Source organism: Phytoactinopolyspora limicola (assembly GCF_011320225.1).
Taxonomy (GTDB): domain Bacteria; phylum Actinomycetota; class Actinomycetes; order Jiangellales; family Jiangellaceae; genus Phytoactinopolyspora; species Phytoactinopolyspora limicola.
In genome coordinates, this window is record NZ_JAAOEN010000010.1 from 106,512 (window position 1) to 131,003 (window position 24,492).

The following is a 24,492-nucleotide window of genomic DNA, read 5'->3' on the forward strand; positions in this document are numbered from 1 at the left end:
CGGCCCAGGACGCATACGTGTTGCGGGGGTTGCCTATGGAGCGACACACCTGGCGCCGGCGGTACCGCGGGTCTCGTCGGGCAACTCGGTTCGCCACCAGTAGACGTCGTAGTGGTCGAAGCGCGAGAGCGTGAAGTAGACGTCCGGACCGTTGTTCCAGCGCGGGGCGATATATGGCCCATACAGCGACGGCACGTCGTGCGATGTGAGTACGGCCTGCTCGGGGCTCCACGGCCCGGTCAGGCACTCCGCGGTGCGGATCACGACGGCGCCGGTGCCCCAATCGTCGTTGCCCTCGTCGTTCAGGTACATCATGATCCACTTCTTGTAGTGGGAGTTCCAGCGCACCGAAAGTTCGCCCACCGGAGCGGGTACTACCTCAACAGCCTCGCCGGCGTCGGCCACCCAGTGTGCGCCGTCCCAGTACTGATAACGGTCGAGGTCGAGGAGGTGGGTGCGATGCACCCGGGCGAGTTGGACGCCGCCGAAGCGACCGCCGGGAATGCCAAAGGCGTAAACGTGTGGGCCACGCTCGACGTACGCCACCTGGCCGAAGTTGCTATCGCCGGGCCAGACGGCATCCGGGTCTTTGGTCCAGGTCTGACCGTCGTCGTCGGAGTAGGCGAGCCCGGAGTGGTTCAGGTCCCAATGCCCCGGTTCACCCCAGTGGGAGACCGACATGTAGTGCAGGTACATCCGGGCGCCGGTGGAGACGCCGTAGGTGGGGATGACGGTGATCTCGTCGCCGTCCTTGCGCGCCTCGAGGATCTCCGCCGCGTGGCCGTTGGCGTCCTCGACCATGCCGTCGAACGTCAAACCGTCGGTGGGGTCGCGGTCGGTTGTCCACGCCAGCACGTTGCTGCGCCAATAGCCCCCGTCCCAGGGGGTTTCGCCGGAGAAGGTGTCGCCGAACACGACGTAGGTCTTGCCGCGATGCTCGAACATGTGGCCCAGGTCGGTGCCGCCGACATCCCAGCGTTGGTCGGTCTGGTTGATCGATCCGGGTCCGGTCAGCCGGGCCAGTACCTCCGCCCCAATGGGATCGGTGGTGGCTGGATCGGTGGTGGCTGGATCGGTGGTGACGTCCGTCGTCGGCAGGTCGGCTAGGGATGGATGTGCGGCCGCCGCCAGCATGACGACGAGTGGGAGGGCGATAGCGGAGCCGACCAGGGTCGTGGAACGTCTCATGGCGCACCTTCCAGGGAGGGCAAATGAGAAATCGATTGCTCATTTGTCTACTAGTGCCCTGAAAGGCTGTCAACCCCCTCTCACCCGCTCCTCTCCCCATGATCATTGGCTTTTGACTACCGAATTCGGTAGTCAAAAGCCAATGATCATGGGGAGAGGGGGGTGGGGCGGGTGGAGCTGGCCCGGACCCGCAAAGTGGTCTTGAGGGTCTGTTGGGTCAGGGCGCGATCCGGGTTGGCGATCCGGTGCGCGAGCAACTCGGCGGCAGCGCGGCCTTCCTCGTACGTCGGCTGCTCTACCGTCGTGATGGACGGCCGGACGAGATCGGCCCACGGAATCTCGTCGAAACCGACGAGGGCGATGTCGTCCGGAATCACCCGACCGCGTTCGGCCAGGCACTCCATGGCGCCGACGGTCATGAGGTTGTTGGCGACGAACACCGCGTCCGGTGCTGGTCCGGCCGCGTCGAGTAGCGCGGCCATCGCGTCGTGGCCACCGTGTTCGCGGAAATCGGCGGCGCGGATCAGAGACTCGTCCACCGGCCGGCCGGCGGCCTTGAAGGCATTCCGGTATCCGCGTAGGCGTTGGGCGGCCGTGCTCAGCCGGCGCGGGCCGGTAATGCAGGCGATGCGCTCGTAGCCCTGCTCGATCAGGTGGGTGGTCGCCTCTTCGGCTCCGTGTTCGTTGTCGACGAGGACCGAGTCGCAGCGCACCCCTTTGACCTGACGGTCGACCATTACCACTGGGCAGCCGGAGTCGGGCAGCAGGTTGAAATCCTCTGTCCGATCCGATGACGGGGAGATGATCACACCGGCCATCTGCTCGCTGAGGGCGACGCCGATGTACTTCGATTCCTTCTCCGGGTTCTCGTCGCTGTTGCAGAGCACCACCGAGCAGCCGGCGGCGGAGGCGACGTCCTCGATGCCGCGAACCATCGAGGTGAAGAACGGGTTCTGGACGTCGGAGATGATCACCGCCCACAGGCTTGTCTGCTGTTTGCGCAGGTTGCGCGCCACGGCGTTGCGTCGGTATCCGAGTTCGGCTACCGCGGCCAGTACCCGTTCGGTCAGCGTGGGGTCGACCGAGCCGCGGCCGTTGAGCACGCGGGACACGGTGGCGGCGGAGACGTCGGCGTGTCGCGCCACGTCGTAGATGGTCGCCATGGGCCTTCCCCTCGGTGCTCGCGCCGGCGCCGGCCGGTGCGGTGGTGGCGTTGACAGGACTGCTGGTCTATCGTAGCGTGCGGGCAATCGATTTCTGACGAAGAAGGTCATCGTGGTGCGAATCGGACGTTGGGCAATCTCCGACGGGGGAGATCTCGCTCATGGCGACGCGTTGACCCAAGCACACCCGGCCGAGTGCGCCGCGGCCGATATCCTGGTGGCGGGCAACCGAGAGAGGGTGCGTGGGGTGCGGTCAACACGGCTCCTGGTTCACCCGCGGCAGGCCCGACCCGGCCACGGCGCAGCTCACCTGACTCAGATGCGACATCGATTTCCAGCTCCCGACGTCCGCGGCCTCTAGGGTGTGTTGATGCGCGATCTCTTTCTTGGTGTCGACGTCGGCACGGCCAGCACCAAAGGGGTGCTGGTGGATACCGACGGAACGGTTGTGGCCAGCGCCGTCCGAGAGCACGAGCTGTCGTTGCCGCAACCGGGGTGGGCCGAGCACGACGCGGAAGCGACCTGGTGGGAAGACTTCGTCGCGGTGTCGCGTGAGCTGACGGCCGGGGAACACGGACGGGTCACCAGTGTCGGGGTCAGCGGCATCGGGCCGTGCCTACTCGCCGCCACCGCCGCCGGCACACCGCTGCGACCAGCCATTCTCTACGGCATCGACACCCGCGCCACCGCCGAGATCGACGACCAGCAGCGACGGTACGGCGCCGACGCCATCCTGGCCCGGTGTGGCTCGCCGCTGACGTCGCAGGCGATCGGCCCGAAGATCGAATGGCTGCGCCGACACGAGCCGGAGGTGTGGACGCGCACCGACCGGATCTTCATGGCCAGCTCGTTCTTGGTGCACCGCCTGACCGGCGCCTACATCCTCGACCACCACTCGGCCAGCCAATCGGTGCCGATGTACGACCTCGACGCCGCCGACTGGGCATCTGACTGGTGTGCCGACATCGCCCCTGGTCTGCGCCTGCCGGAGCTGGCCTGGCCGGGCGACGTGGTGGGGACGGTGAGCGCCGACGCCGCCCGGCTCAGCGGAATAACCGCCGGAACACCGGTCGTCGCCGGCACCGTCGACGCGTGGGCGGAGGCGCTCAGCGTCGGAGTGCGCCGACCCGGCGACCTCATGCTCATGTACGGCAGCACCATGTTCCTCGTGCAGGTGGTGGAGCGGCCGTTGCGCAGTCCGGCCCTCTGGGGGACCGCCGGGGTATTGCCCGGCACCTATTGCCTGGCCGGAGGTATGGCTACGTCCGGGGCGTTGACCGAATGGCTACGCCGGCTCACCGGGGCCGACGGGTACGCCACCTTAACCGACGAGGCAGCAGGGGTCCCGGCGGGCTCGGACGGCCTGCTTATGCTGCCGTACTTCGCCGGTGAACGGACGCCGCTGTTCGACGTCGACGCCCGTGGTGTCGTGGCCGGCCTCACCCTCCGGCACGGGCGGGAACATCTGTACCGGGCTGCGCTGGAGGCTACCGCGTTCGGCATCCGGCACAACCTCGAGGCGATGTCCGCCGTCGGTGCCGATCCGGGGCGGCTGGTGGCCGTCGGCGGCGGCACCCGGGGCGGGCTGTGGACCCGTATCGTCTCCGACATTCTCGACCGTCAACAGCAGGTGCCCGCGCAGACCGTCGGCGCGAGCCTCGGTGACGCCATGCTGGCGGCGCGGGCCGTCGCCCCCGATCTCACCGTCGACGACTGGAACCCCGTGGTGCACGTCGTCGAGCCCACGGCCGCACATCGAGCTGTGTACGACGAGTTGTACGGCGCCTACCGGTCTCTGTATCCGGCCACCCGTGAGCAGGCCCACCTGCTGGCCAGGATCCAGCGCTCCGGCTCCGCCCACCTCACATAACCCGGAGAGCCCGCTCGCGCGCACCCGCGGCGACGGTCACGACCGCAGGAGGGCGTGGACCCGGGCGACGTATCGGCTGTGTTCGTCGTCATCGCCGGGATACTCCGCGTGCCCGGCGCTGAACACGTAGAACTCCGTCTCGGACGGCACCGCGTTGCACACCGCGAACTGTCCAGGGGGTGGCACCGCCGGGTCCCACAGCGCTGGCGCCAGCAGGGTGGGAATCCGTAGTCGGCGGGCGGCGACGGCGGCGTCGAAGAACCGCAACACGTCGACGACCTCCGGATGTGCCCGGGCGTGCCGGCGCACCGCCTCTCCGCTTCCGGTACACGGCATCGTCAGGCGTAGTGGATGGTGGCCGAAGCTTGGTACATGTAGGGCGGCGGCGGTGAACCGCTCGTCCCACGGCACCGCCAACGCGCCGATGCCGCCGCCGAAGCTACCGCCGACGTAGGCGAGCCGTGCGGGTGGCTCGGCCACGATGTCGAGCAGAGCTGTCGCGGCGCACCAGACGTCGGCCGCGCATCCACCATGGATGTAGGTATCTCTGGCCTCGATACCGTGCAGCACGTGCGACGGGGCATCCGCGGGTACTCCCGGCAGGAGACCCCGCGACGGCAGCCCCCGCGCCACGGGGAAGATGGCCGCCGTGTGATCCGGTAGCAACGTGAGGTCGGGTGCGTCGCGCCCGCCATATCCGTGACCGATGACCGCCGCCTGGTCGATCACTCCGTCGCTGGGTAATACGACCCAGCCGCCAAGCCGCACGCCGTGGAGCGAGGTGAACGACACGTCGAACAGGTCGATATCCGCACAGCCCGCCGGGGCGTGCGCGGTGAGCTGCACCGCGGGATCCACCCGCCTGGCCTGCTCGTGTAGCCCTTGCCAGAACTCGGCGAACCCGGGCGGTTCCTCGGGTGCGCCCACGGCGCGCAACATGGCCTCGTCGTACCCGAACGTGGCGTCGACGGCGTCGGGACCGAACCACCGGTCATAAGGCGCGGGCACGTCTCGGCACCCTAGTACACCGCCGCGGTGTCGCCGAACCACGGCCCGGCGCGGCCCCGACCACGTATGGTTATCACTCGTGCTGCTCTTAGCCCTGGACACAGCTACGCCGGCGGTCACTGTCGCGCTGCATGACGGCGCTCGTGTCGTCGCGGAATCCACCACGGTCGACGCACGTCGGCACACTGAGCTCCTGATCCCTGCCGTGCTAGACGCACTCGCCGAGGCGGGCGCCGATCGGCGCGACGTCACCGAGATCGCCGTGGGGGTAGGGCCCGGCCCGTTCACCGGCCTACGGGTCGGCCTGGCCGCCGCGACGACGTGGGGTGCAGCACTCGACCTGCCTGTGCGGGGTGTGTGCAGCCTGGACGTCATCGCGTACGAGGTCGTGCGGTCCGGATCCGCGGGCGCGCAGCCGTTCGCGGTCGCCACCGATGCCCGTCGACGAGAGGTCTACTGGGCGACGTACGACGCAGCCGGCCAGCGCACCGACGGTCCACACGTCGGGCCGCCGCTCACCCCCGACGAGCACGTCGGGACGATGCTGGCCGCACTGCCCGCCGCCGGCGCTGGGGCGCGGCTCTACCCGGCAGCGTTCGCGCAGGTCGTCGAGCCTGAGTATCCATCGGCAGCGGTCCTGGCCACCGCGGTGGCGGCGAGTGCGGTCGAGATCGTTGAACCGCAACCCCTTTACCTGCGTCGCCCTGACGTCACGGTCACGACGGGCCGCAAGAGCGTGCTCGGATCAGCGTCGACCGGATCAGCGTCGACCGGATCAGCGCAGTCGGGTCGGCGCCAACGGTGACCGTCACCATCCGGCCGATGCGACCGGAGGACATCGAGGCGGTGCTCCCACTGGAACGGGAGCTCTTCGCCGGAGATCCACCGTGGACGGCGGAGATCTTCCGGTCCGAACTGGCGCGGATGCCGGCCAGCCGTTGGTACGTCGTCGCCGAACGAAGCCGCGGCGAGGCGGGTCGCGCCGGAGCCGGCGAGGTCGATGCGATGATCACCGACGCGACGCACCCGGTACCGATGATCGTCGGCTACGCCGGCGTCCGGCTGCCCGCGGCCGGTGGTGACCTGGCCGATGTCCACACCATCGCGGTGGCCCCGGACCAGCAGCGTCAAGGGATCGGCAGTCGGCTGCTGACCGCCCTCGCCGACCGGGCGCAGGCTTGTGCGGCAGGTGCGCTGACCCTGGACGTGCGTGAAGACAACGCGGCCGCCCTCTCCTTCTACGGCCAGCACGGCTTCACCCGGATCGCCGTGCGCCCCGCGTACTTCCGCGGCCGGCGGGATGCGATCGTCATGCACCGCCCCCTCCCCCCTCCCTCCCCATGATCATTGGCTTTTGACTACCGGATCCGGTAGCCAAAAGCCAATGATCATGGGAAGGGAGGGATAATCGGTGTCCGTGGCGGATGACCCCCTGATTCTTGGTATCGAAACCTCCTGCGACGAGACCGGCGTTGGCCTGGTCCGCGGCACGACGCTGCTGGCCAACGCGGTCGCCAGCAGCGTCGACGAACACGCCCGGTTCGGCGGCGTCGTCCCGGAGGTGGCCAGCCGGGCACATCTGCAGGCGATCACCCCGACGTTGCGACGTGCGCTGGACGAGGCCGGAGTGCGGCTCACCGACGTCGACGCGGTAGCGGTCACCGCTGGTCCCGGACTAGCCGGTGCGCTGATGGTGGGTGTCTCGGCCGCCAAGGCCCTCGCGGTCGCCATCGACAAGCCGTTGTACGGCGTCAACCACCTGGTGGGGCACGTCGCCGCGGAGCAGTTGGAGAACGGCCGGCTGACCGAACCAGTCGTGGCGTTGCTCGTCTCCGGCGGGCACACCGAGATCCTGGAGGTGACCGACATCGCAACGGCGGCCGAACTGCTGGGGCAGACGCTGGACGACGCCGCCGGAGAGGCCTTCGACAAAGTGGCCCGACTGCTCGACCTTCCCTACCCGGGTGGTCCACATATCCAGCGGGCCGCGGCCACGGGTGACCCCACAGCCATCCGGTTCCCCCGCGGACTGACCAGTCAGCGCGACATGGAGCGGCACCGGTACAACTTCTCGTTCTCCGGACTCAAGACCGCCGTCGCTCGCTGGGTGGAATCGGCCCAGCGCGACGGCGCGCCGGTACCCGTCGACGACGTAGCCGCGGCGTTCCAGGAGTCGGTGGCCGACGTGCTCACCCGCAAAGCCGTTCTGGCCTGCCAGGAACGTGGTATCACCACCATGGTGCTGGCCGGCGGCGTCGCGGCGAACGCGCGGATCCGCGATCTCACCCGCGAGCGATGCGCGGCCGCTGGGATCGCGCTGCGCCAGCCCCGGCTGTCGCTGTGTACGGACAACGGCGCGATGATCGCCGCACTCGGTGCCGCGGTCGTTGAACGCGGCTTGCCGCCCAGTTCGATCGACTTCGGCGCCGACTCGTCGTTGCCGGTCACCGAGGTGCTCGTGCGGTGAGCCCGGCGCAGGTACCGACGGGTGGGCTGCCGATGCACGCGGCCGGACCGGCACGTGGCAGACTGCCTCGGATGAGGCGATTGTTGACCATCGCCGCCGCCATCACCCTGCTGGCGGGGTGCACGTCTGAAGACTCATCCTCGAAGGAGCGTACGTCCGTGCCCACACCCACGTCGACGTCGAACCAGCCGAGCCCTACCTCGACCCCCACACCGGAGGAGCCCGAGCCGCTTCCCTGGGGCCCCACGGCGGAAGAGTTCGCGGAAGCGGAGTCGATCGTCGCCGATATGTCGTTGGCGCAGCAGGCCGGTCAGGTCATCGTGGCCAATTACAGCGGGCTGGAGGCGCCCACCGAGCTGATCGCCGAGCTGAGTTTGGGCGGCGTGATCGTCATGGGTGACAACGTCGAGTCACCGGAGCAGCTGCGGCGGGTCGCCGCGGCGGTGCAGAGCGCCGACGAGCGGCCGTACCCGCTGATCGTCAGCATCGACCAGGAAGGTGGCCGGGTGGCCCGGGTCCGGGAACCAGCCACCGAGTTCCCCAGTTACATGAGCCTTGGCGCCACCCGCGACGCCGAGCTGGCCACCGAGGTGGCACAGGCTAGTGGACGTGAGCTGCGGGCCATGGGATTCACCATGGTCTTCGCACCCGACGCCGACGTCACGACGGGTGCCGACGACCCCACCATCGGCAGCCGGTCAGCGTCGTCGAACCCGGAGCTGGTGGCCGAGCTCACCACCGGCTCTCTTCAGGGATACGCCGACGCCGGCATCGTCGCGGTCGCCAAACACTTCCCCGGGCACGGGTCGGTGCCTGCCGACAGCCACGAGGAGCTGCCGGTGCAGGCCGCAACCGTCGAGCAGCTTCAGCAACGAGACTTCGTGCCGTTCGAGGTCACCATCGCCGCCGGTGTTCCTGCCGTCATGGTGGCCCACATCAACCTCGCCGAGGTGGACGAAGGTGTGCCGTCGTCCTTGTCCGGCCCGGTCGTCGACCTTTTGCGCACCGAACTCGGGTTCAGCGGGCTCGTCGTGACCGACGCGCAAGACATGGCCGGTACCACCGACGAGTACGGGCCGGGGGAAGCGGCCGTGCTGGCCCTGGAAGCCGGCATCGACGTCGTCCTCATGCCTGCTGACGCGCGCGCCGCACACGCGGGCATCGTCGAGGCTGTGGAAGACGGGCGGCTGTCGGCCGATCGTCTCGCCGAGGCGGCGACCCGTGGCGTAGCGCTCATGCTGCATCAGCAGAACGCCGATGCCGCGCCGGACCTCGACGTGGTCGGCTCCCATGGCGAGCTGTCGTACCAGGTGTCCCTGGCCGCGCTCACGATTGCTACCGGCCGCTGCGAAGGCCCGTACGTCGGTGATTCCATCGAGGTGGTCGGTGGCACCGAGCAGGATCGAGCCCGGCTCACCGCGGCGGCCGAGGCTGCCGGCTTGGCGGTTGGTTCAGGTGATGTGGTCCGGCTGCTGGGCGGGTCCGATCCTGGCAGCGGTGACGTGGTCGTGGCGTTGGACACACCGTACGCGCTCGGCGCTAGCCAGGCGACGACGGCCAAGATCGCGCTGTACGGTCGGACCCCGCAAGCGTTCGCCGCGTTGGTGGATGTGCTGCGCGGCGAGGAGACCGGGCACGGCCGGTTGCCGGTCGATGTCGACGGCGTCGAGCAACTCGGCTGCCCCAGATCACCCTCGTGATCACGGGCCGTCCGCGGATCCGGACGGCCTCGTCGGGTGTCATGGCCGGGTGAGCGGCGCACGTCCGCTCGGCCCACCCGCATAGGGACGACGCTAGTGTCCTCCGGCGGAGGACACTAGAGCCCCGGAGCCACTCGCGTGCCGCGCCGGATCTCCGGAGCGGCACACCAGTTGCGTTAGCTCAGTGTTTGACCGGGCGACGCGGCAGGCCGTTCGCCGTGGTCACCGGCTCGGTGCTCGGCACGGCACCCGTCCGGAGCACACTGACGTGTTCCACCAGCTTGATGAGGACGTTCTTGCCGGATTCGCGGTCACGTGCATCGCACATGACCACCGGGGTCTTCTCGTCGAGGTCGAGGGCGCGGCTGACCTTCGTCGGCTCGTATTCGCGGGAACCGTCGAAATGATTGACCCCGACCACGAACGGCAACCCTCGGTGCTCGAAGTAGTCGACCGCCGGGAAGCAGTCCTCGAGGCGGCGAGTATCGGCGAGCACCACGGCCCCGAGTGCACCTTGGGCGAGTTCGTCCCACATGAACCAGAACCGATCCTGGCCGGGTGTTCCGAACAGATAGAGGCAGAGTCCGTCCCGGATCGTGATCCGGCCGAAGTCCATAGCCACGGTGGTGGTGGTTTTGCGTTCCACGCCGTTGGTGTTGTCGACTACCTGGCCCGCTCCGGTCAGCGCTTCCTCAGTGTGCAAGGCGCGGATCTCGCTGACGGCGCCAACCAGCGTGGTCTTGCCCACGCCGAAACCTCCGGCTATGAGGATCTTCAGCGCCACGAGGGGCTGGTTGCCGTCGGGAATGGTTTTAGAGTGCACGGAGGCCATCGATGACTTCCTTGAGGATGCTGGTGTCAGGGATTTGGTGCGGAACAGGCGGGCTGATGTGAATGTGTCCGCCGCTCAGCAGATCGCCGAGGAGGACCCGCACCACACCTAGCGGCAGGTTTGATTCGGAGGCGATATCGGTGACGGTCTGCGCCCGCCGATGACACAGGCGCAGGATGGTCCGCTGTTCAGGGGACAGCGCTGGATCGTGCGGCGTTGAACCACCCACGACCTGGACGGTCGACATCAGGTCGTACGACTCGGTAGCGCTGCGTGCACGCCCGGCCGTAACGGCATATAGCCGAACGATCGGGCCGGCGTCATCGTCATACCAGTGCGGACTCGTGTCACTCATCGGCGCGCATCATTTCGGTGCGGTAGCGGGATCCAGTTGGTCAGGCCGGGACGGCACATAGAGATGTTCATGAACCTGCTTCACCAACCGGGCCATCTCGTAGGCGATGAGCCCGATATCGGCATCGGCCTCGGCGAACACTGCCAGGCAGGACCGATCGCCAGCCGCCACCACGAAGAGAAACCCGCCTTCCAGCTCCACCATGGTCTGAACGACACCACCTGCCTCGAAGTGCATGCCGGTGCCCTTCGCCAAGCTGTGGAAGCCGGAGGCGATGGCGGCGAAGCGTTCTCGGTCCTCGCGGCTGAGCTGACTCGACGCCCCGACCGGTAAGCCGTCGCCGGACAGCACCACGGCATGCCGGATCTGGGCCACCCGCCCCACTAGCTCATCGAGCAGCCAGTTGAGCTCGCCCGACGTTTGGGTCGCCTCGGTCATCAGTTTTCTCCCTTGTGCGACATGTCTTCAGGATTCTCAGACTGTCCCCGGAGCCACCCGCTCCGCAGCGCCGAGAGCGTAGCGCGCGCTTGATCGGGAGTGCGCGCCAGGTTGTCCTGTTGGGGCGCCTTGGGTGGTGGCGGCGGATCGGTGCGCAGTTCCGGACGTAGACTCGCCCTCCTGACCCGGCGCGGGAGGTCGTCCACCTCGCTGTCGCCGGGCGGCTGGCTGGCCAGCGCCTTTGCTGCCTCGCTGAGGGTTGGTCGCGGCTGTTCGGCAGCACCGACCTGCCGCGGGGTGGGCGGCTCGGGGACGGCGGACAACGATCCGACGGCGGTCAGTTGGGCCCTCTCGACGTCGGGCACCTGCTCTGGTGGGGCGATCTCCTCGGTCACGTTGCGGTCGAGGAGAGCATCCGGAATCAGCACGATGGCGGTGACCCCACCGTAGGCGGAACGTTGGAGCGTCACCTCCACACTGTGCCGACGCGAGAGCCGGTTGACCACGAACAACCCCAGTTGATCCGCCTCGAGCAGGTCCACCTGATCAGTATCGCGGATGCGGCGGTTGGCATCGGCCATCACCTGCTGGCTCATGCCGAGACCTCGGTCTTCGATCTCTAGTGCCAGACCGGTACCCACGATCTCTCCGCGGACCGTCGCCTTGGTGTGCGGCGGGGAGAAGACCACGGCGTTCTCGACCAATTCGGCGATGAGGTGCGTGAGGTCGGCGACCGCGCCCCCGGAGACCCGGATCTCCGGGATGGTGCTGACGTCTACCCGGGTGAAGTCTTCGACCTCCGCGACCGCACCCCGGACGACGTCCAGCATCGGCACCGGGTTGCGCCAGCGCCGGGCCGGCGGCACACCCGAGAGGATGATCAGGCTCTCGGCTTGCCGGCGCATGCGGGTGGTGAGGTGGTCGAGGCGGAACAGGTCTTCCAGCTGGTCCGGGTCCTCGATGCGGCGTTCCATGTTGTCGAGCAGCGCCAGCTGCCGGTGTAGCAGGACCTGGCTGCGCCGGGCGAGGTACACGTAGACGCCGGAGATGCCCTTGAGAACGTCGGAACGTTCGATGGCGGCTTCGACGGCGGACCGGTGTACCGCGTTGAGCGCTTCGGCGACCTGGCTGACCTCGTCGTCGCCGAGGGCGACCCGTGGGGCCTCCGTCTCGATGTCGACCTTGTCGCCCGAGTTGAGCTTGCGCAAGGTGGCCGGCAGCTTGCGCCGGGCGAGGTCCATCGCCGTGTTGTGCAAGCCGGCGAGTTCGACGACGAGGCCGCGGCCGATCAACACGGAGATCAGCAGCGAGAGGATGACGCCGATGAGGCCCAGGACGACGGCCACACCTGAGGTCCCGAGGACGTCGAAGCTGAAGAGGTTGGCTTCCTGCGCGGCGATGGTGGTGACGCGGGCCTCACCGGCGGCGAGTTCCTGTTGGACGGAGCTGGCCGCGTCGTTCCACTGGTCGGCTGGGACAGCAGCGACGATGCTGTAACCGGCTTGGCCCTGGGCGAGCTCACCTTCGAGGTCGCGGAGGAACTGGTATGAGCGCCCGGTCAGGATGTCGCGATACGCGGCTTCGGCGGACGGCCGGGGGTCGTTGATGTCGGTCCAGAGCATGGACTGTCCGGCGCGGCTGGCGTCCACGAACGCGTCGAACTGGGCGCCGGACATCACTTCGGCCGCGTAGGCGGCCGTCATGACCGCGTCTTCACGGGCGATCATCTCTCGCGCCATCGACAACTCGAGCACGACGCGTGGGTCGAACTCCACACCGGGAGCTTCCATCTGGGTCAACACACCGGTGACGCCGAACGCTTCGGTCACGGCCGCGGTGTAGGCGTTGAAGACGGCCAGCCAGCTAGCGCTTTGGGTGGCGACGCGGTCTCTGATGCCGGGGACGGCGTCCGCGGCTGCGACGAGCGCGTCGATGCGCCCGGGCAGCCGTGGGTCGAGCCCGGCGGCGTCGGTGCTGCTCTCGGCGATTCCGGTGCGGAGAGCCGCCACCGCGGCGTCGGTGACGGCACCTGCGGCCAGAAGCGCCTCCGGCTCCTCGGGCTCCTCACCCTGTGTAGCAAGGAACTCCGAGGCGGCGACCCGCTCGGCCTGGACCGCGGTGACGAATTCGTTGATCGGTGCGAGGAGGGTGTCGTTGACCTCTTTGAGCTGCTGCAGCTCGGACACGTTCTGGGCGGTGGTGACAGTGGCGAAACCCCAGAGGGCCATGAGCGACATGACCGGCACCATGAGCACCGTGACGATTTTGGCGCGGACCGATCGGGGTCGGCGGCCACTACTCGACCGGTTCCGGCCGGCGGCGGCCCGCCGGGACGCGTGCCGCGGGCCAGAGCGGGGGTTGCCGTCGTCCTCCCCGACCTGACTCATCGACGGCTGGGTGTCCGTAGCTGGGTCGGTGTCGGACACCTGGCCGTTGCTCATCTGCCGCTCGGACGCCTCGTCCTGGCCTTCACGCATGTCATTTGCCTCGATCAGCTAGCTAAGGGTGACTTGATGGACTTCTACGCCGCGGGTCGGCGCCCAGACGCCGGCCGGCGGCGTCCTCGTCGTCGGTTGGTGACGTCGCATAGAACTCCTCATCGGCCCGGACAGGCCGGTGCCGTAGCGCCGCCCATATCCACCGAGATCCATCAGAGACCCCCTGGTTCGGGCTCGTGGTTCGCCCCGGCGCCGACGGTGGCCATCCGGGTGGTCTTGATGGGTGAGAGCGCGACGAAGGCCGAGCTGAGGAACAAGAACGAGCCGAATACGACGATGAACGGGAAGACGAACTCCACCGCACTCGCTCCCGGAAGGACCGATGTGCCGGGGATGATCTCGATCTGCAGGGCGGCGATCCCGGTGTATTCGGTGATGCTGGCGGCCGCACCCATGAGGAGGGCCGCGACGATGGTGCCGCGGAAGCCGTCGGTAAGGAACGCGACCGCGAGGGCCACGGTGGCGGCGCCGATGGCGACGACGACGGACAGACCCACCGTGGCGATGTCGTAGCTGAGCGTGCCGTGGATCTGCATGGCCGACATACCGACGTAGTGCATGCCGACGATGGCTACACCCGTGGAAATGCCGCCGATGATGGCTCCGTGCACCCTGGATCGGGTGTAACCCACGGCGAACACGCCGATGAGGACGACGACGATGGCGACGAGCAGGCTCAGCAAGGTGAATCCGACGTCGAACCGTACGGGTGATCCATCGACGGCGAAGCCGAGGATGGCGACCAGGTGCATGGTCCAGATGCCGGAGCCGATGGCGAGCGCTCCAGTGATCAGCCAGCTTCGTTTGGTGCTGCCGGTGGTCGCGAACGCGCGCACGACACAGCGCAGGCCGAGTCCGGCGCCGACACACGCCATGATGTACGCGACGACCGCGGTTATCGGTCCGTATTGGAAGAAGTGGTGCAAGTGCTCCACATGCAGGTCCCTACTGGTAGCCCTGAAATCACGTGAGTACCTGTCAGCGGGCGCCGACAGGCCGGGCCGACCGGCCTACGTCGCCTGGCTGTGAAGACATCCTTCGCTCGACGCCGTCAGCGTCGAGCCCCCCGCCAGCTCAGCCTGGTTCGTCCACCGGCCCGTTCCCGCCCAGCGTGCTGACGGGACCTCGTTAGCCGGACACACTATGACAAATGAGCTTGGACAGGGCAAGGGTCTTGCCGGTAAAAACACTAGCGCTGGCCATCTGCCGGTATCGATCACCGGCGTTCCCACGCTTGCAGGGTACCCCAGTGATCGGCAGTCAGGATGATGTGTTGAACTGTGGGCAAAGCGGACGGGGGCGCTTGGGATTCGCGAGCCCGGAGGCGTAGTTGAAGGCTTCCGGGTGATCCCACACGAGCCCGAATACGGGTGCGTCGTCGGCCGATGTGGAGGGGGTCACGAGCTGGTCACCTGGTTGACAGCTAGGCATACCAATCCTAATGTCACCCAGTCTGGGCAAAATCTGGACATTTAGTCCTATGTCTCGACTTCTTGCTTAACATGTGCGAACAAGGGAGGCTACGTGTTCCGTTCCTCACGGCTACGGATGATTGTCGCAGGTGGTGCCGCACTCGCGTTGCTGGCTGCCTGCGGTTCTGATGATGATGACGGCGACGACGCGGCAGCGCAGGCGCCAACGGCCGAAGAGGCCGACGATGACGATGATGACGAGCCGGACCTCTCCGACCTCCCCGAGCTGGAGCAGGTGAACATCGGCTACGTCTCGGCGGTGGACCAGATGGGGGTCGCGATGGCCCTCGACATCGGCTTCTACGACGAACTCGACCTCGACGTTACCCTCGCCGACCCGTTCCCCACCGGTGTCGACGCGCTCAACGCCCTCGACTCTGGTGACGTCGACTTCGTGCAGGTCGGCGTGCCCAGCTTCGGCGCGATCCTCGGAGGGATGGACCTCGTCTACCTGGGCAACTACTCCGGTAGCGCCAGCCAGCTGACGCAGGACGAGCCGATGGCGCTGGTGGCGCGGGCCGACTCCGGGATCGACTCCGACGACCTCACCACCCTCGCCGGCAAGCGGCTGGGTGTGTCCGAAGGCACCATCAACCACCTCTACGTGCTGCGTATTCTCGAAGAGGCCGGTTTGACCTCGGACGATGTCGAGATCATCAACACGCCGCCGCCGGAGATGGGGGTGGCGCTGGAGACCGAAGGCGTCGACGCGATCGCTTCCTGGGACCCCTGGCCGATCACCATCGAAGACACGGTCAGCGGTTCCTACGAAGTGGTGCGCGGCGGAGGTTACATGGCCTTCCTCGGCTACATCGTCTCCACCCGCAGCTACGTCGAGGAGAACCCCGACATCGTCGAGCGGGTTCTCACCGCTCGTGCGGCGGCCGACCAGTGGATGCGGGACAACACCGAGGAAGCTGCCGCGGTGACGGTGCGCTGGGTGCCGGGCACCGAAGTGGACGTCGCCGAAGAAGCCATGCAGTACCAGGTCGCCTGGCTGGATGGCCGCTTCTCCGCCTGCAACTATCTCGCGCTCGACCTGATGTTGCAGGCGTACAACGACCTCGGCTTCCTGGACGGCACCTACGACCCCAACGATCACTTCTACCCGGGGCCGATCCTCAACGTCATGGAGCAGCATCCCGAGTACTTCGACGACCTCCCCGAGATCCCGGAGGCCGCCGCGATCGACGCGGGTTACACGTACGACCGCCAGGAGGCCACAGCTGCCTGCCCGCAGGGCTGAGTGGCCGGTGCGGATACCGAGAGTGGGCCGAGTGCGGGTGGCCGACGCTGGCCGCCCGCACTCGGAACGCCCTTCTCAAGCTGCAGGTGACAAGTCGTCGACGGCCGATCCGGGCGTCGTGAAAGGACGGTGATGGCGCCTCCGCCATCCGTCAGCCGGCCGGGAACTCGGCTCTCGCGCCGGCTGAAGGCTACGTTCTGGTTCTTCATTCCCTTCGTCGCGCTCGCCGTGGTCTGGATCATCACGGTCGAGATGACCGGGGTGGCGATGCGCACGTTCCCACAACTGAACGACGTGCGGGACGCCATCGGTGACCTCTGGAGCACCGGAGACCTGTTTACCCACGTCGGTTCGAGTCTGCGCCGAGTGATGATCGGCGCGATTCTCGCGGTGATCACCGCCGTGCCGTTCGGCATTCTCCTCGGATCCAACCGATGGGCGGCGGCATTCTTCTCTCCACTGCTCCGGTTCTCCGTCGCACTGGCCGGCATCGCCTGGATTCCGCTGGCGACGCTGTGGCTGGGATACGGGGAGCGGGCGGTGATCTTCATCGTGTGGAATGCGATGTTCTTCGCCATCACCTACAACGCCATGCTGGGTGTGCAGCGGATTCCCACCGAGCTGTGGCGGGCTGCTCGCAGCCTGGGCACTCCGCGGTGGCGGATGTTCGGGGAGGTGTTCCTACCGGGTGCCCTGCCCAACGTCGTCACCGGCCTTCGGGTGGGGTTGGGCTACGGCTGGCGCGGTCTAGTCGCCGCCGAGGTGGTGGCCACCAGCAGCGGCCTCGGATATTCGATCTTTCAAGCCCAACAGTTCTACCGAACCGACGTCATCGTCGCGATGATGGTGATCATCGGCGTGTTGTGGCTGATCACCGACCGGGCTCTACTGGCACCGCTCGAACGGCGCACCGTCGAGCGCTGGGGCATGAAGGCGGTGACCGCATGATGCTCGACGCCAAGGTCCGCCGCGCCCAGCGCCGTCAAGTGTGGGCCCACCGCCTCGGCCGAAACCGGCTGTTCCGCACCCTCGGCCCGTTCGTGCCGGTGGTGCTGCTGTGGTGGATCGTCGCCGAAGCCGAGGTATTCCCCAGCGCCTTCTTCGTCGGGCCCGACGTCGTACTGTCCGAGTTCGGCGAGCTGATCCGCAAGGGGATCCTGCCGTCGTACCTGTCCGACTCGCTGATCCGGCTGCGCAACGGCGTGCTATTCGGGCTGCTCATCGGCATCCCGGCGGGGTTCGTCGTCGCGATGTCGTACTGGGCGCGCAAGCTGACCTGGCCGCTGCTGATGTTCTTCCAGGCGATCGCGGATATCGCGTGGCTGCCGATCGTGATCGTGTGGTTCGGTCACAGCCTCACCGCGGTGACCTTCGTCATCGTCTACACGATCGTCTTCCCATTGATGATCAGCATCGTCTCCGGTGTCGAGCAGGTGCCGCGTGACCTCGTCCGGGCCGCCCGGAGTCTGGGCGCCAGCCGGTTCCGAGTGTTCACCGACGTGATCGCCCCTGGTGCGCTGCCAGCGGTGGCCACCGGCATCCGCACCGGGCTCGGCTACGGCTGGCGGGCGCTGATCGCGGCCGAGATCATCATCGGGGCTAGTGGGATAGGGTTCATGATGTTCGACGCCCGCCGGGCTGGTGACGTGACCCATGTGTTCGTGGGCATGATCGTGCTGGGGGTGTTGTGGTACGCGCTCGACGCCCTCATCCTCGCGCCGTTCGAGCGGAGCACCATCCAGCGATGGGGAATGGTACGTACCGCGGAGGTAGCGCGATGAGCACGCTCGAAATCACCAACCTGCACAAGGAGTTCGTCGACGTCTACACCGGCGAGACGGTCACCGCCGTCGGCGACGTCTCGTTCGGCATCGAGCAGGGTGAGTTCGTGTCCATCCTCGGGCCGAGCGGCTGCGGGAAAACCACCGTGCTGAACATCGTCGCCGGGTTCGACACCCAGACCAGCGGAACCGTCCATGTGGACGGCCGGGCAGTCGACGGTCCGTCGCCCGAGCGCGGCGTGGTCTTCCAGAGCTTCGCGTTGTTCCCGTGGAAGACCGTTCTCGGCAACGTCATCTTCGGGCTGCGGATGCGTGGTGTTCCACGGCGTGAACGCGACGTGATCGCCCAGCAGTACCTGCAGCTGGTCGGCCTCGAGGGGTTCGAGCGGAAGTTCCCGCACGAGCTGTCCGGAGGTATGCAGCAACGCCTGGGTGTGGCACGAGTGCTGGCGAACGAACCCGCGGTGATGCTCATGGACGAACCCTTCGCCAGCGTCGACGCCCAGACCCGTCGCAAGCTGCAGGAAGAACTCACCGGGATCTTCGAGACGAAACGGCCGACAGTCTTCTTCGTCACCCACGACGTCGACGAAGCCGTGTTCCTCGCCGACCGAGTAGTGGTGCTCAGTGCCCGGCCGAGCCGGGTGAGCGAGATCGTCACGGTGCCGCTGGAGCGTCCACGGCAGTGGCGAGCCGCCCTCGACAGCGCCGAATTCCGGCACACTGTCACGTATCTGACCGACCTGCTGGCGGGAGATGAGCCCGGTGTCCCGGCTGACGTGGATCGTGCGTAAGGTACTCGGCACCGTCGGCGGACGGACGCTGGCGGCGCTGATCGTGTTCGTGCTCGCGTATCAGGCGTGGATTGGTATCACCGCCATGAGCAAGGTGGCCGACGGGGTGGGGGAAGGCGCTGACCAGCGCGGCCGGTACGACGTTGACATCGTCCTAGGGTTCGAGCCCGAAGGTTTTCACATGCGTCAGCTGCAGGACTACGGCCGGGTGCGCGGAGCCACCGACACCGTGGTGCACATGCGCAACGTCACCGACGACGACGTCGACGCGATGGCCCGCAAATACTGGATCAAAGAGATCCGCCCCGGCACCGCCCTCCGCTAACCCGTTGTGCACCTGATCTCCGTTTTGTCACCTGATCTTTTTCGTGGGAGCGATCAGGTGTGCTGAACGGCGGGGATCGGCGCGGTCTGGGCATCTGATCGCGTCTCAGAGTGCGGACGCGTGGCGATCAGATGCATCGATCATGGTTTTTGGCTGGGTTGGTGCATCTGATCGTCGCCGGGAGGGTGGGCCACAGGCGGGGTGTGCCGACGGTGCCGTGGCTCGGCGGCGCGTGGCTCGTTGAGGTGTTGTGCGTGGCACGGTGAAACGTTGCTCACGTGGGCGGTATGTCCGGGTTTGTGGAGCACCTCAGCGTGCCATGCCGGATGCTCGGTCGGGCCGCAGCGTCGACCGCCTGCCTATGGGTCGCTTCGGTGTGCGACGACGATGCCCGCCTGGTCTGCCACTCGACACCCCGGAGGCGACAATGATCAGATGCGCTAATCGCGTTCATGTGTCAAGTAACGCATCTGATCGCCGCGCGTCCGCACTCTGAGACGCGATCAGATGCCCAGACCGCGCCGATCCCCGCCGTTCAGCACACCTGATCGCTCCCACGAAAAAGATCAGGTGACAAAACGGAGATCAGGTGCGCAAGCGGGGGGAGGTGAGGGTGTCGAGGGCAGTTCTGGCCAGCGCGCGGACGCCGACGCCGATGGCGCTCTCGTCGATATCGAAGCTGCCCTGGTGGATGTCGTACATGGTCTCGCCAGCGTGTACCCCCAGACGCGCCATCGCCACCGGGACGTGCTCGCCGTACCAGGCGAAGTCTTCGCCGCCCATGCTCGTGTTGGTCCGGGTTACCGCGTCCGGGCCCAACTCGGCGGTGATCGCCGAACGCAGCAGGTCGACGCAGGTGTCGTCGTTGACTACGGGTGGTACGCCGCGTTCGTAATGCACGTCGACGCTGGCCCCGCTGGCTGCGGCGATGTCGGCGACGATGGAGTGGAAGTGCTTTTCGGCTTCGGCCCAGGCGGATCGGTCGAGCACGCGCACCGTACCCCGCAGGATGCCGCTGCCGGGAATGGCGTTGGGTGCGTCGCCGGCCTGGATGGCGCCCCAGGTCAGGAGGAGCCGCGCCCGGACGTCGCAGCGACGGGCCAGCAAAGCCGGGGCGTCGACCGCGATCCGGGACAACGCGTCGACGACGTCGACGGTCAGATGCGGCCGTGCCGTGTGGCCCCCGGGGCCGGAGACTCGGACCTCCACGAGGTCGCAGGCGGCGGTGATCGGGCCGAGCTTGAGGCCGATCCGCCCGGCCCTGAGTCGCGGATCGCAGTGCAAAGCGAAGAGCCGCTCCACGCCGTCGACGGCGCCGGCGGCGATCATCTCGCGGGCGCCACCCATCTTCTCCTCGGCCGGCTGGAAGATCACTCGTACCCGGCCGGGAAGGTCGACGTGCTGGGCGCGGTCGGCGAACGCCAGGGCAACACCCAGCGCGATAGCCGTGTGGGCGTCGTGTCCGCAGGCGTGGCAGACGCCGTCGACGGTGGACCGGTACGGCACGTCTTTCGGATCGGTGAGCGGCAACGCGTCGATGTCGGCGCGGATGGCGACGGTGCGGGCGCCGCTGCCGATGTCGACGACGAGGCCGGTGCCCCGGGGTAGGACCCGTGGTTCGAGCCCGGCTTTGGTCAGCTGCTGCACGAGCAGCTCTGTGGTGGCGTACTCGGCGAAGCCGAGCTCTGGGTGGGCGTGGATCTGCCGTCGCACGGCGACCAGGTCGTCGTGGTGCGCGCCGACCCAGCTCGCGAGCCAGTCAGTGGTCACGTCATGCCTCATAATTCATCGCCGGCTCGCTGCCGCGGGCAGCACCGGCTGGCCGAAACTACTCTTTAGCGGATGAGCCTGGATCAGGCTACTGCGTCGGGCGCGAGATCGTCGCTCGTGGCCGACCTCGGCTGCGGGACGCCTGCCACCGGGTGGTTCGATGGCACTAGTAGTCCAGTTCTCATCTCGTCGAGAAGGCCGTCGACGACCTTGGTGAGGTCTCCGCCACTGGCCTCCGCGACGGCGCGTTGGCGCTGATAGCTCGCACCGATCCGCAACAGGTGCTCGACCTGTGCGAGCTCATCAGCGCAGCCGAGTCTACGCGCAATCGGCATGAGATCGTCGGCCAAATCAAGGATTGCCGGACGGAGCGGGACCGTAGTGCCGTTCTCGTCGGTGATGATCTCGGCGTCGAGCCCGAACCGGGCGGCTCGCCACTTGTTCTCCCGGACCACCCAACTGCGCGGATTGGGCAGGGTGTAGCCGCGGTCGAGTTCGTGGTCGAGTTTGTGGACCAGTGTCTGGGCGAAGGCGGCCACGATGCCGATCTCGTCGAAGGTGGGAATGCCGTCACAGACTCGCAGCTCAACTGTGCCGAAGTCGGGGTGTGGGCGGACGTCCCACCACACTTCGCGGACCGATTCGACGGTCTGCGCGGAAATCAACGTCTGCATGAAACGCTCGAACTGGTTCCAGCCAGACATCTGGTAGGGCAGGCCGGCCGTGGGCAGTGCTTCGAATACCTTGGTGCGCGCCGACGCGAGTCCGGTGTCATGCCCGACCCAATAGGGCGACGACGCCGAAAGCGCCAGAAAATGCGGGATGTAGAACGTCAGCGCGTTGACGATGGGAATGGCCTTGTGCGGCGAACGGATGCCGACGTGGACGTGTACGCCGAAGATTTGGAGCCGGCGGGCTAACCATTGCAGTTGTTCCACCAGCTGGTGGTAGCGCGCCTTGGGGCTGATCTTCTGATCGTTCCAGTCGGTGATGGGGTGGCTGCCGGCGCACATGATGCCGAGGCCACGGCGGGACGCGGCGTCGGACACGGTCTTTAGTGTCTCGGCTAGGTCGGCCCGGGCCTCTGACACCTCGGTGCAGACGCCGGTGATGATCTCAATAGTGGACTGGAACAGTTCGTGTTTGGCCTTGGGATGTTCCGGTGCGTCTTGCGGACAGATGTCGGCGAGGATTTCCACCGCGCCAGGGGATAGCTCACGGGTGTGCAGGTCGATGAGCTGGAGTTCCCATTCAATGCCGAGACTGGCACGATCTGAGGAAGTGAATGGGATCTCCATTGTTGGAGTGTGACACAGAGTGACCAAACATGGAACGGATGGTAGCAATCTGCTACTTTCTTACGGGTTTTGTCACGAATGGTCGGGTTGGTTATGACTGTTGCCGAGAGCGCCTCGGGTGTCGACCACCACCGATCCCGCCCCATCGCGTTCGCCCATCGCGGCGCCAGTGCCCATGCTCCGGAGAACACCCTCGACGCCTTCCAGATGGCGTTGCGTATGGGCGCCACGGGCCTGGAGAGTGATGCCTGGCTCACTGCCGACGGCGACGTGATCCTCGACCACGACGGTCGGTTCGGGGCCGACGGTCGACTCGCCGCGGCCGACGTCACCCGTGCGGAGTTGCCCGCGTACATCCCCACCCTCGACGAGCTCTACGCGAGCTGTGGCACCGATTACGAGCTGTCGCTCGACGTCAAAGACGTGGCCACCGCCGCGCGGATTCTGGATATCGCCCGCGCCGCCGGTTCAGGTGCGGTAGGGCGGCTGTGGTTGTGTCACCCGGACTGGACAATCGTCCGTCGATGGCGGGCGGCCAGCGCCGATGTCCGTCTCGTCGACTCCACCCGGCTCGACCGCATCGACGAGGGCCTCGCCCGCCGCGCCGCCACCCTGGCCAGCAGCGGCATCGACGTGCTCAACATGAATCAGGTCGATTGGACCGCCGACCACGTCGCGATCGCCCACGAGCACGGCGTTCTGGCATTCGGTTACGAGGCCCATACCGACGACGTGCTGCACCGTCTACTCGCGACCGGTGTCGACGCCGTCTACAGCGACTACGTCGACCGGATGGTCCGTGCGGTGACGGGTCGCCCCGTTGCTGGATGACCCGGATACCAGAGGTGACCCCGGATACCAGAGGTGGCCCCGGGGGGCGCAGGGGTGATCCCGTTGCCGGGACGGTCAGGTCATCGGCGCGGTGACGAAGACGGTCGCCGCCCCCGCCACCCTGGTGACGATCAACGTCGCGCTCTGCCGGCCACGTGGCCGGAGCTGGCGGCGTAACTGCTCCGGTACCACCCCGACGCCACGTTTCTTGATCGCCAGGGTGCCGAGTCGGTGCTCGCGAACGTACCCGCGCAGGACCTTGACGTCGTACGGCAAGACGTCGACGACGCGGTATCCACGGGCGAACGGTGTGGACGCGTAGGTATCGCTGCTGACATACGCGATCGACGGGTCGAGCAACCAGCCGTCGACGCTCGCCGCCACCCCGGTGACCAGCCCGGCTCGGATCACCGCACCGTCGGGTTCGTAGATGAATCGCCCGCCTGGGCGTACGTCGGCTACGCCGGGGTCGTCGGCGTCGGTCATCGTTGCGACCGCCGTCGACTGGCTGGCCTCATCCGCATCGGCATAGCCGGCCGATGCGTCCGCCGGCCGGAACGGTGCACCGTCGTCGTCCATCGACGCAGCGGTTCGGTCGGTACGGCGCCTGCCATCCAACAGCGCGGCGCCATCCAGGCGCCCATTCGGTTGGAGGACCGTGGCCCGTCGTCGGGCGCTGGCCAGTGTCGGCGACCACAGGGCGGCCTCCTTCACCTCGCCACGGTCCGAGACCCACTCGGCTTCCACTCCCGTCGGGATGATGTCGTGCGGGATGCCGGGCGCAACCTTCACACAGGCCGTCTCGGTGGAGAGCAACTCCAGCACAAAGCTCCACGGGGGCTGATACGCACCGGGGTCGAACACCCGGCCACGTGCGGTGCGCCGGCCCGGATCGCAGGTGACGACGTCCATGCCGGATCGGTCGGCGGCCGTAGCATCGGCGGTGAGCACCCGAGCCCGGCCCTCAAGGCCCAGGACGGCGATGTTGAGCCGGGCGACCTCCGTGGTCAGCTGATCGGCATCAACACCGGTGACGGTGAGGCCGGCTCGGGCCAGCTCGACGAGGTCGCCTCCGATACCGCAGCAGAGGTCGAGGACCCGGCCGCCCGGGCGCGCGGCGGCGATGCGCGTGGCCCGGTGCCGCGCCACCACCGCCCTGGTGGCTTGCTCGAAACCATCGGTGGTGAAGTACATGCGGGTGGCGTCGTCGGGATCGAACTTGGCGGCCGCCCGCCGCCGCAACCCTGCCTGGGTCAGCGCGGCGGCCACGAGGTCCGGCTCATGCGCCCGCCGCAACCGGGAACCGAGCGCGAACTCGTCCTCGATTCCATGCCAGCGGCTGGCCTCGGCGAGGAGTGCCGCTCCCTCGGGTGCGGCGAGGGTGTGCAGTGTGTCGACGTCCATGACCGCCCTCTCCGAGCCCACCAGGTTCGGCTCCCGCTCAGACTCTCAGCTT

22 protein-coding genes are annotated in these 24,492 nt (G+C 67.4%); 11 read left to right on the forward strand and 11 right to left on the reverse strand.

The genetic code is table 11. The features are described 5' to 3' along the window. Positions 1–33: 33 nt before the first annotated feature. Both G8760_RS20855 and G8760_RS20860 read right to left on the reverse strand, forming a co-directional pair. On the reverse strand, positions 34–1,188 hold the full coding sequence (locus G8760_RS20855) for a glycoside hydrolase family 183 protein (RefSeq protein WP_166354749.1): 1,155 nt from the start codon (positions 1,186–1,188) through the stop codon (positions 34–36). 146 nt (positions 1,189–1,334) lie between these two features. Further along, a complete protein-coding gene (locus tag G8760_RS20860; RefSeq protein WP_166354750.1) occupies positions 1,335–2,351 on the reverse strand; it encodes a LacI family DNA-binding transcriptional regulator in 1,017 nt (338 codons plus the stop codon). A 370-nt stretch (positions 2,352–2,721) separates the two neighbouring features. Between G8760_RS20860 and G8760_RS20865 the strand changes: the two genes are divergently transcribed. Next, entirely contained in the window at positions 2,722–4,221 is a 1,500-nt protein-coding gene (locus G8760_RS20865; protein WP_166354751.1) for an FGGY-family carbohydrate kinase, read from the forward strand. 36 nt (positions 4,222–4,257) lie between these two features. Here G8760_RS20865 and G8760_RS20870 read toward each other — a convergent pair whose 3' ends face one another. Further along, entirely contained in the window at positions 4,258–5,229 is a 972-nt protein-coding gene (locus tag G8760_RS20870) for an acetylxylan esterase (RefSeq protein WP_207782553.1), read from the reverse strand. Positions 5,230–5,308: 79 nt separating this feature from the next. Between G8760_RS20870 and tsaB the strand changes: the two genes are divergently transcribed. The 4 genes from tsaB to G8760_RS20890 all read left to right on the forward strand — a co-directional run bounded on the left by tsaB (position 5,309) and on the right by G8760_RS20890 (position 9,396). After that, positions 5,309–6,034, forward strand: a complete 726-nt coding sequence (gene tsaB, locus G8760_RS20875) for a tRNA (adenosine(37)-N6)-threonylcarbamoyltransferase complex dimerization subunit type 1 TsaB (protein ID WP_207782554.1) — start codon at positions 5,309–5,311, stop codon at positions 6,032–6,034. 17 nt (positions 6,035–6,051) lie between these two features. Then, positions 6,052–6,573 carry a GNAT family N-acetyltransferase gene (locus tag G8760_RS20880; RefSeq protein ID WP_166354752.1) on the forward strand — a complete coding sequence of 174 codons (522 nt, stop codon included), beginning with the start codon at positions 6,052–6,054 and terminating at the stop codon, positions 6,571–6,573. 73 nt (positions 6,574–6,646) lie between these two features. Beyond that, complete coding sequence (gene tsaD / locus G8760_RS20885) at positions 6,647–7,696, forward strand: tRNA (adenosine(37)-N6)-threonylcarbamoyltransferase complex transferase subunit TsaD (protein WP_166354753.1); 1,050 nt, start codon at positions 6,647–6,649, stop codon at positions 7,694–7,696. Positions 7,697–7,767: 71 nt separating this feature from the next. Beyond that, positions 7,768–9,396, forward strand: a complete 1,629-nt coding sequence (locus tag G8760_RS20890) for a glycoside hydrolase family 3 protein (RefSeq protein ID WP_166354754.1) — start codon at positions 7,768–7,770, stop codon at positions 9,394–9,396. A gap of 181 nt (positions 9,397–9,577) precedes the next feature. On the opposite strand, the gene G8760_RS20895 is transcribed toward G8760_RS20890, so the two are convergent. The 5 genes from G8760_RS20895 to G8760_RS20915 form a co-directional block, all read right to left on the reverse strand. Continuing rightward, entirely contained in the window at positions 9,578–10,228 is a 651-nt protein-coding gene (locus tag G8760_RS20895; RefSeq protein WP_166354755.1) for a GTP-binding protein, read from the reverse strand. After that, positions 10,209–10,583 carry a DUF742 domain-containing protein gene (locus tag G8760_RS20900; protein ID WP_166354756.1) on the reverse strand — a complete coding sequence of 125 codons (375 nt, stop codon included), beginning with the start codon at positions 10,581–10,583 and terminating at the stop codon, positions 10,209–10,211. The genes G8760_RS20895 and G8760_RS20900 overlap by 20 nt, the downstream gene beginning before the upstream one ends. Before the next feature lie 9 nt (positions 10,584–10,592). After that, positions 10,593–11,021, reverse strand: a complete 429-nt coding sequence (locus G8760_RS20905; RefSeq protein WP_166354757.1) for a roadblock/LC7 domain-containing protein — start codon at positions 11,019–11,021, stop codon at positions 10,593–10,595. After that, positions 11,021–13,498, reverse strand: a complete 2,478-nt coding sequence (locus tag G8760_RS20910; protein WP_166354758.1) for a sensor histidine kinase — start codon at positions 13,496–13,498, stop codon at positions 11,021–11,023. Before G8760_RS20910 ends, G8760_RS20905 begins: the two co-directional genes overlap by 1 nt. Before the next feature lie 173 nt (positions 13,499–13,671). After that, positions 13,672–14,454: an MHYT domain-containing protein gene (locus G8760_RS20915; protein ID WP_166354759.1), complete on the reverse strand. Its 783-nt coding sequence runs from the start codon at positions 14,452–14,454 to the stop codon at positions 13,672–13,674. Positions 14,455–15,043: 589 nt separating this feature from the next. On the opposite strand from G8760_RS20915, the gene G8760_RS20920 reads away from it, so the two are divergent. The 5 genes from G8760_RS20920 to G8760_RS20940 all read left to right on the forward strand — a co-directional run bounded on the left by G8760_RS20920 (position 15,044) and on the right by G8760_RS20940 (position 19,137). Then, the gene (locus tag G8760_RS20920) at positions 15,044–16,237 is read left to right on the forward strand and encodes an ABC transporter substrate-binding protein (RefSeq protein WP_207782555.1); all 1,194 of its coding nucleotides are present in this window, start codon (positions 15,044–15,046) and stop codon (positions 16,235–16,237) included. A gap of 132 nt (positions 16,238–16,369) precedes the next feature. Next, positions 16,370–17,185, forward strand: a complete 816-nt coding sequence (locus tag G8760_RS20925) for an ABC transporter permease (protein ID WP_166354760.1) — start codon at positions 16,370–16,372, stop codon at positions 17,183–17,185. Then, positions 17,182–18,018 (forward strand): ABC transporter permease, encoded by an 837-nt coding sequence (locus tag G8760_RS20930; RefSeq protein WP_207782556.1) that lies wholly within the window; start codon positions 17,182–17,184, stop codon positions 18,016–18,018. The genes G8760_RS20925 and G8760_RS20930 overlap by 4 nt, the downstream gene beginning before the upstream one ends. Continuing rightward, positions 18,015–18,812 carry an ABC transporter ATP-binding protein gene (locus G8760_RS20935; protein ID WP_166354761.1) on the forward strand — a complete coding sequence of 266 codons (798 nt, stop codon included), beginning with the start codon at positions 18,015–18,017 and terminating at the stop codon, positions 18,810–18,812. Before G8760_RS20930 ends, G8760_RS20935 begins: the two co-directional genes overlap by 4 nt. After that, complete coding sequence (locus G8760_RS20940) at positions 18,784–19,137, forward strand: hypothetical protein (protein ID WP_207782557.1); 354 nt, start codon at positions 18,784–18,786, stop codon at positions 19,135–19,137. Before G8760_RS20935 ends, G8760_RS20940 begins: the two co-directional genes overlap by 29 nt. A 585-nt stretch (positions 19,138–19,722) precedes the next feature. Here the strand turns inward: G8760_RS20940 and G8760_RS20945 are convergent. Together G8760_RS20945 and G8760_RS20950 are read right to left on the reverse strand one after the other, a co-directional pair. Further along, positions 19,723–20,907: an amidohydrolase gene (locus G8760_RS20945; RefSeq protein ID WP_246222635.1), complete on the reverse strand. Its 1,185-nt coding sequence runs from the start codon at positions 20,905–20,907 to the stop codon at positions 19,723–19,725. 83 nt (positions 20,908–20,990) lie between these two features. Further along, positions 20,991–22,205 carry a glutamate--cysteine ligase gene (locus G8760_RS20950; RefSeq protein ID WP_166354764.1) on the reverse strand — a complete coding sequence of 405 codons (1,215 nt, stop codon included), beginning with the start codon at positions 22,203–22,205 and terminating at the stop codon, positions 20,991–20,993. Between the two features lie 93 nt (positions 22,206–22,298). Between G8760_RS20950 and G8760_RS20955 the strand changes: the two genes are divergently transcribed. Beyond that, complete coding sequence (locus tag G8760_RS20955) at positions 22,299–23,036, forward strand: glycerophosphodiester phosphodiesterase (RefSeq protein ID WP_166354765.1); 738 nt, start codon at positions 22,299–22,301, stop codon at positions 23,034–23,036. A 75-nt stretch (positions 23,037–23,111) separates the two neighbouring features. Here G8760_RS20955 and G8760_RS29950 read toward each other — a convergent pair whose 3' ends face one another. Beyond that, positions 23,112–24,440 (reverse strand): class I SAM-dependent methyltransferase, encoded by a 1,329-nt coding sequence (locus tag G8760_RS29950; protein ID WP_207782558.1) that lies wholly within the window; start codon positions 24,438–24,440, stop codon positions 23,112–23,114. Positions 24,441–24,492: the final 52 nt, after the last annotated feature.

Excerpts from the sequence above, each read along its gene's own strand:
- G8760_RS20855 (WP_166354749.1), bottom strand. The coding sequence starts at position 1,188 with ATGAGACGTTCCACGACCCTGGTCGGCTCCGCTATCGCCCTCCCACTC.
- G8760_RS20860 (WP_166354750.1), bottom strand. The coding sequence starts at position 2,351 with ATGGCGACCATCTACGACGTGGCGCGACACGCCGACGTCTCCGCCGCC.
- G8760_RS20865 (WP_166354751.1), top strand. The coding sequence starts at position 2,722 with ATGCGCGATCTCTTTCTTGGTGTCGACGTCGGCACGGCCAGCACCAAA.
- G8760_RS20880 (WP_166354752.1), top strand. The coding sequence starts at position 6,052 with ATGCGACCGGAGGACATCGAGGCGGTGCTCCCACTGGAACGGGAGCTC.
- G8760_RS20890 (WP_166354754.1), top strand. The coding sequence starts at position 7,768 with ATGAGGCGATTGTTGACCATCGCCGCCGCCATCACCCTGCTGGCGGGG.
- G8760_RS20895 (WP_166354755.1), bottom strand. The coding sequence starts at position 10,228 with ATGGCCTCCGTGCACTCTAAAACCATTCCCGACGGCAACCAGCCCCTC.
- G8760_RS20900 (WP_166354756.1), bottom strand. The coding sequence starts at position 10,583 with ATGAGTGACACGAGTCCGCACTGGTATGACGATGACGCCGGCCCGATC.
- G8760_RS20905 (WP_166354757.1), bottom strand. The coding sequence starts at position 11,021 with ATGACCGAGGCGACCCAAACGTCGGGCGAGCTCAACTGGCTGCTCGAT.
- G8760_RS20910 (WP_166354758.1), bottom strand. The coding sequence starts at position 13,498 with ATGCGTGAAGGCCAGGACGAGGCGTCCGAGCGGCAGATGAGCAACGGC.
- G8760_RS20925 (WP_166354760.1), top strand. The coding sequence starts at position 16,370 with ATGGCGCCTCCGCCATCCGTCAGCCGGCCGGGAACTCGGCTCTCGCGC.
- G8760_RS20930 (WP_207782556.1), top strand. The coding sequence starts at position 17,182 with ATGATGCTCGACGCCAAGGTCCGCCGCGCCCAGCGCCGTCAAGTGTGG.
- G8760_RS20935 (WP_166354761.1), top strand. The coding sequence starts at position 18,015 with ATGAGCACGCTCGAAATCACCAACCTGCACAAGGAGTTCGTCGACGTC.
- G8760_RS20950 (WP_166354764.1), bottom strand. The coding sequence starts at position 22,205 with ATGGAGATCCCATTCACTTCCTCAGATCGTGCCAGTCTCGGCATTGAA.
- G8760_RS20955 (WP_166354765.1), top strand. The coding sequence starts at position 22,299 with ATGACTGTTGCCGAGAGCGCCTCGGGTGTCGACCACCACCGATCCCGC.
- G8760_RS29950 (WP_207782558.1), bottom strand. The coding sequence starts at position 24,440 with ATGGACGTCGACACACTGCACACCCTCGCCGCACCCGAGGGAGCGGCA.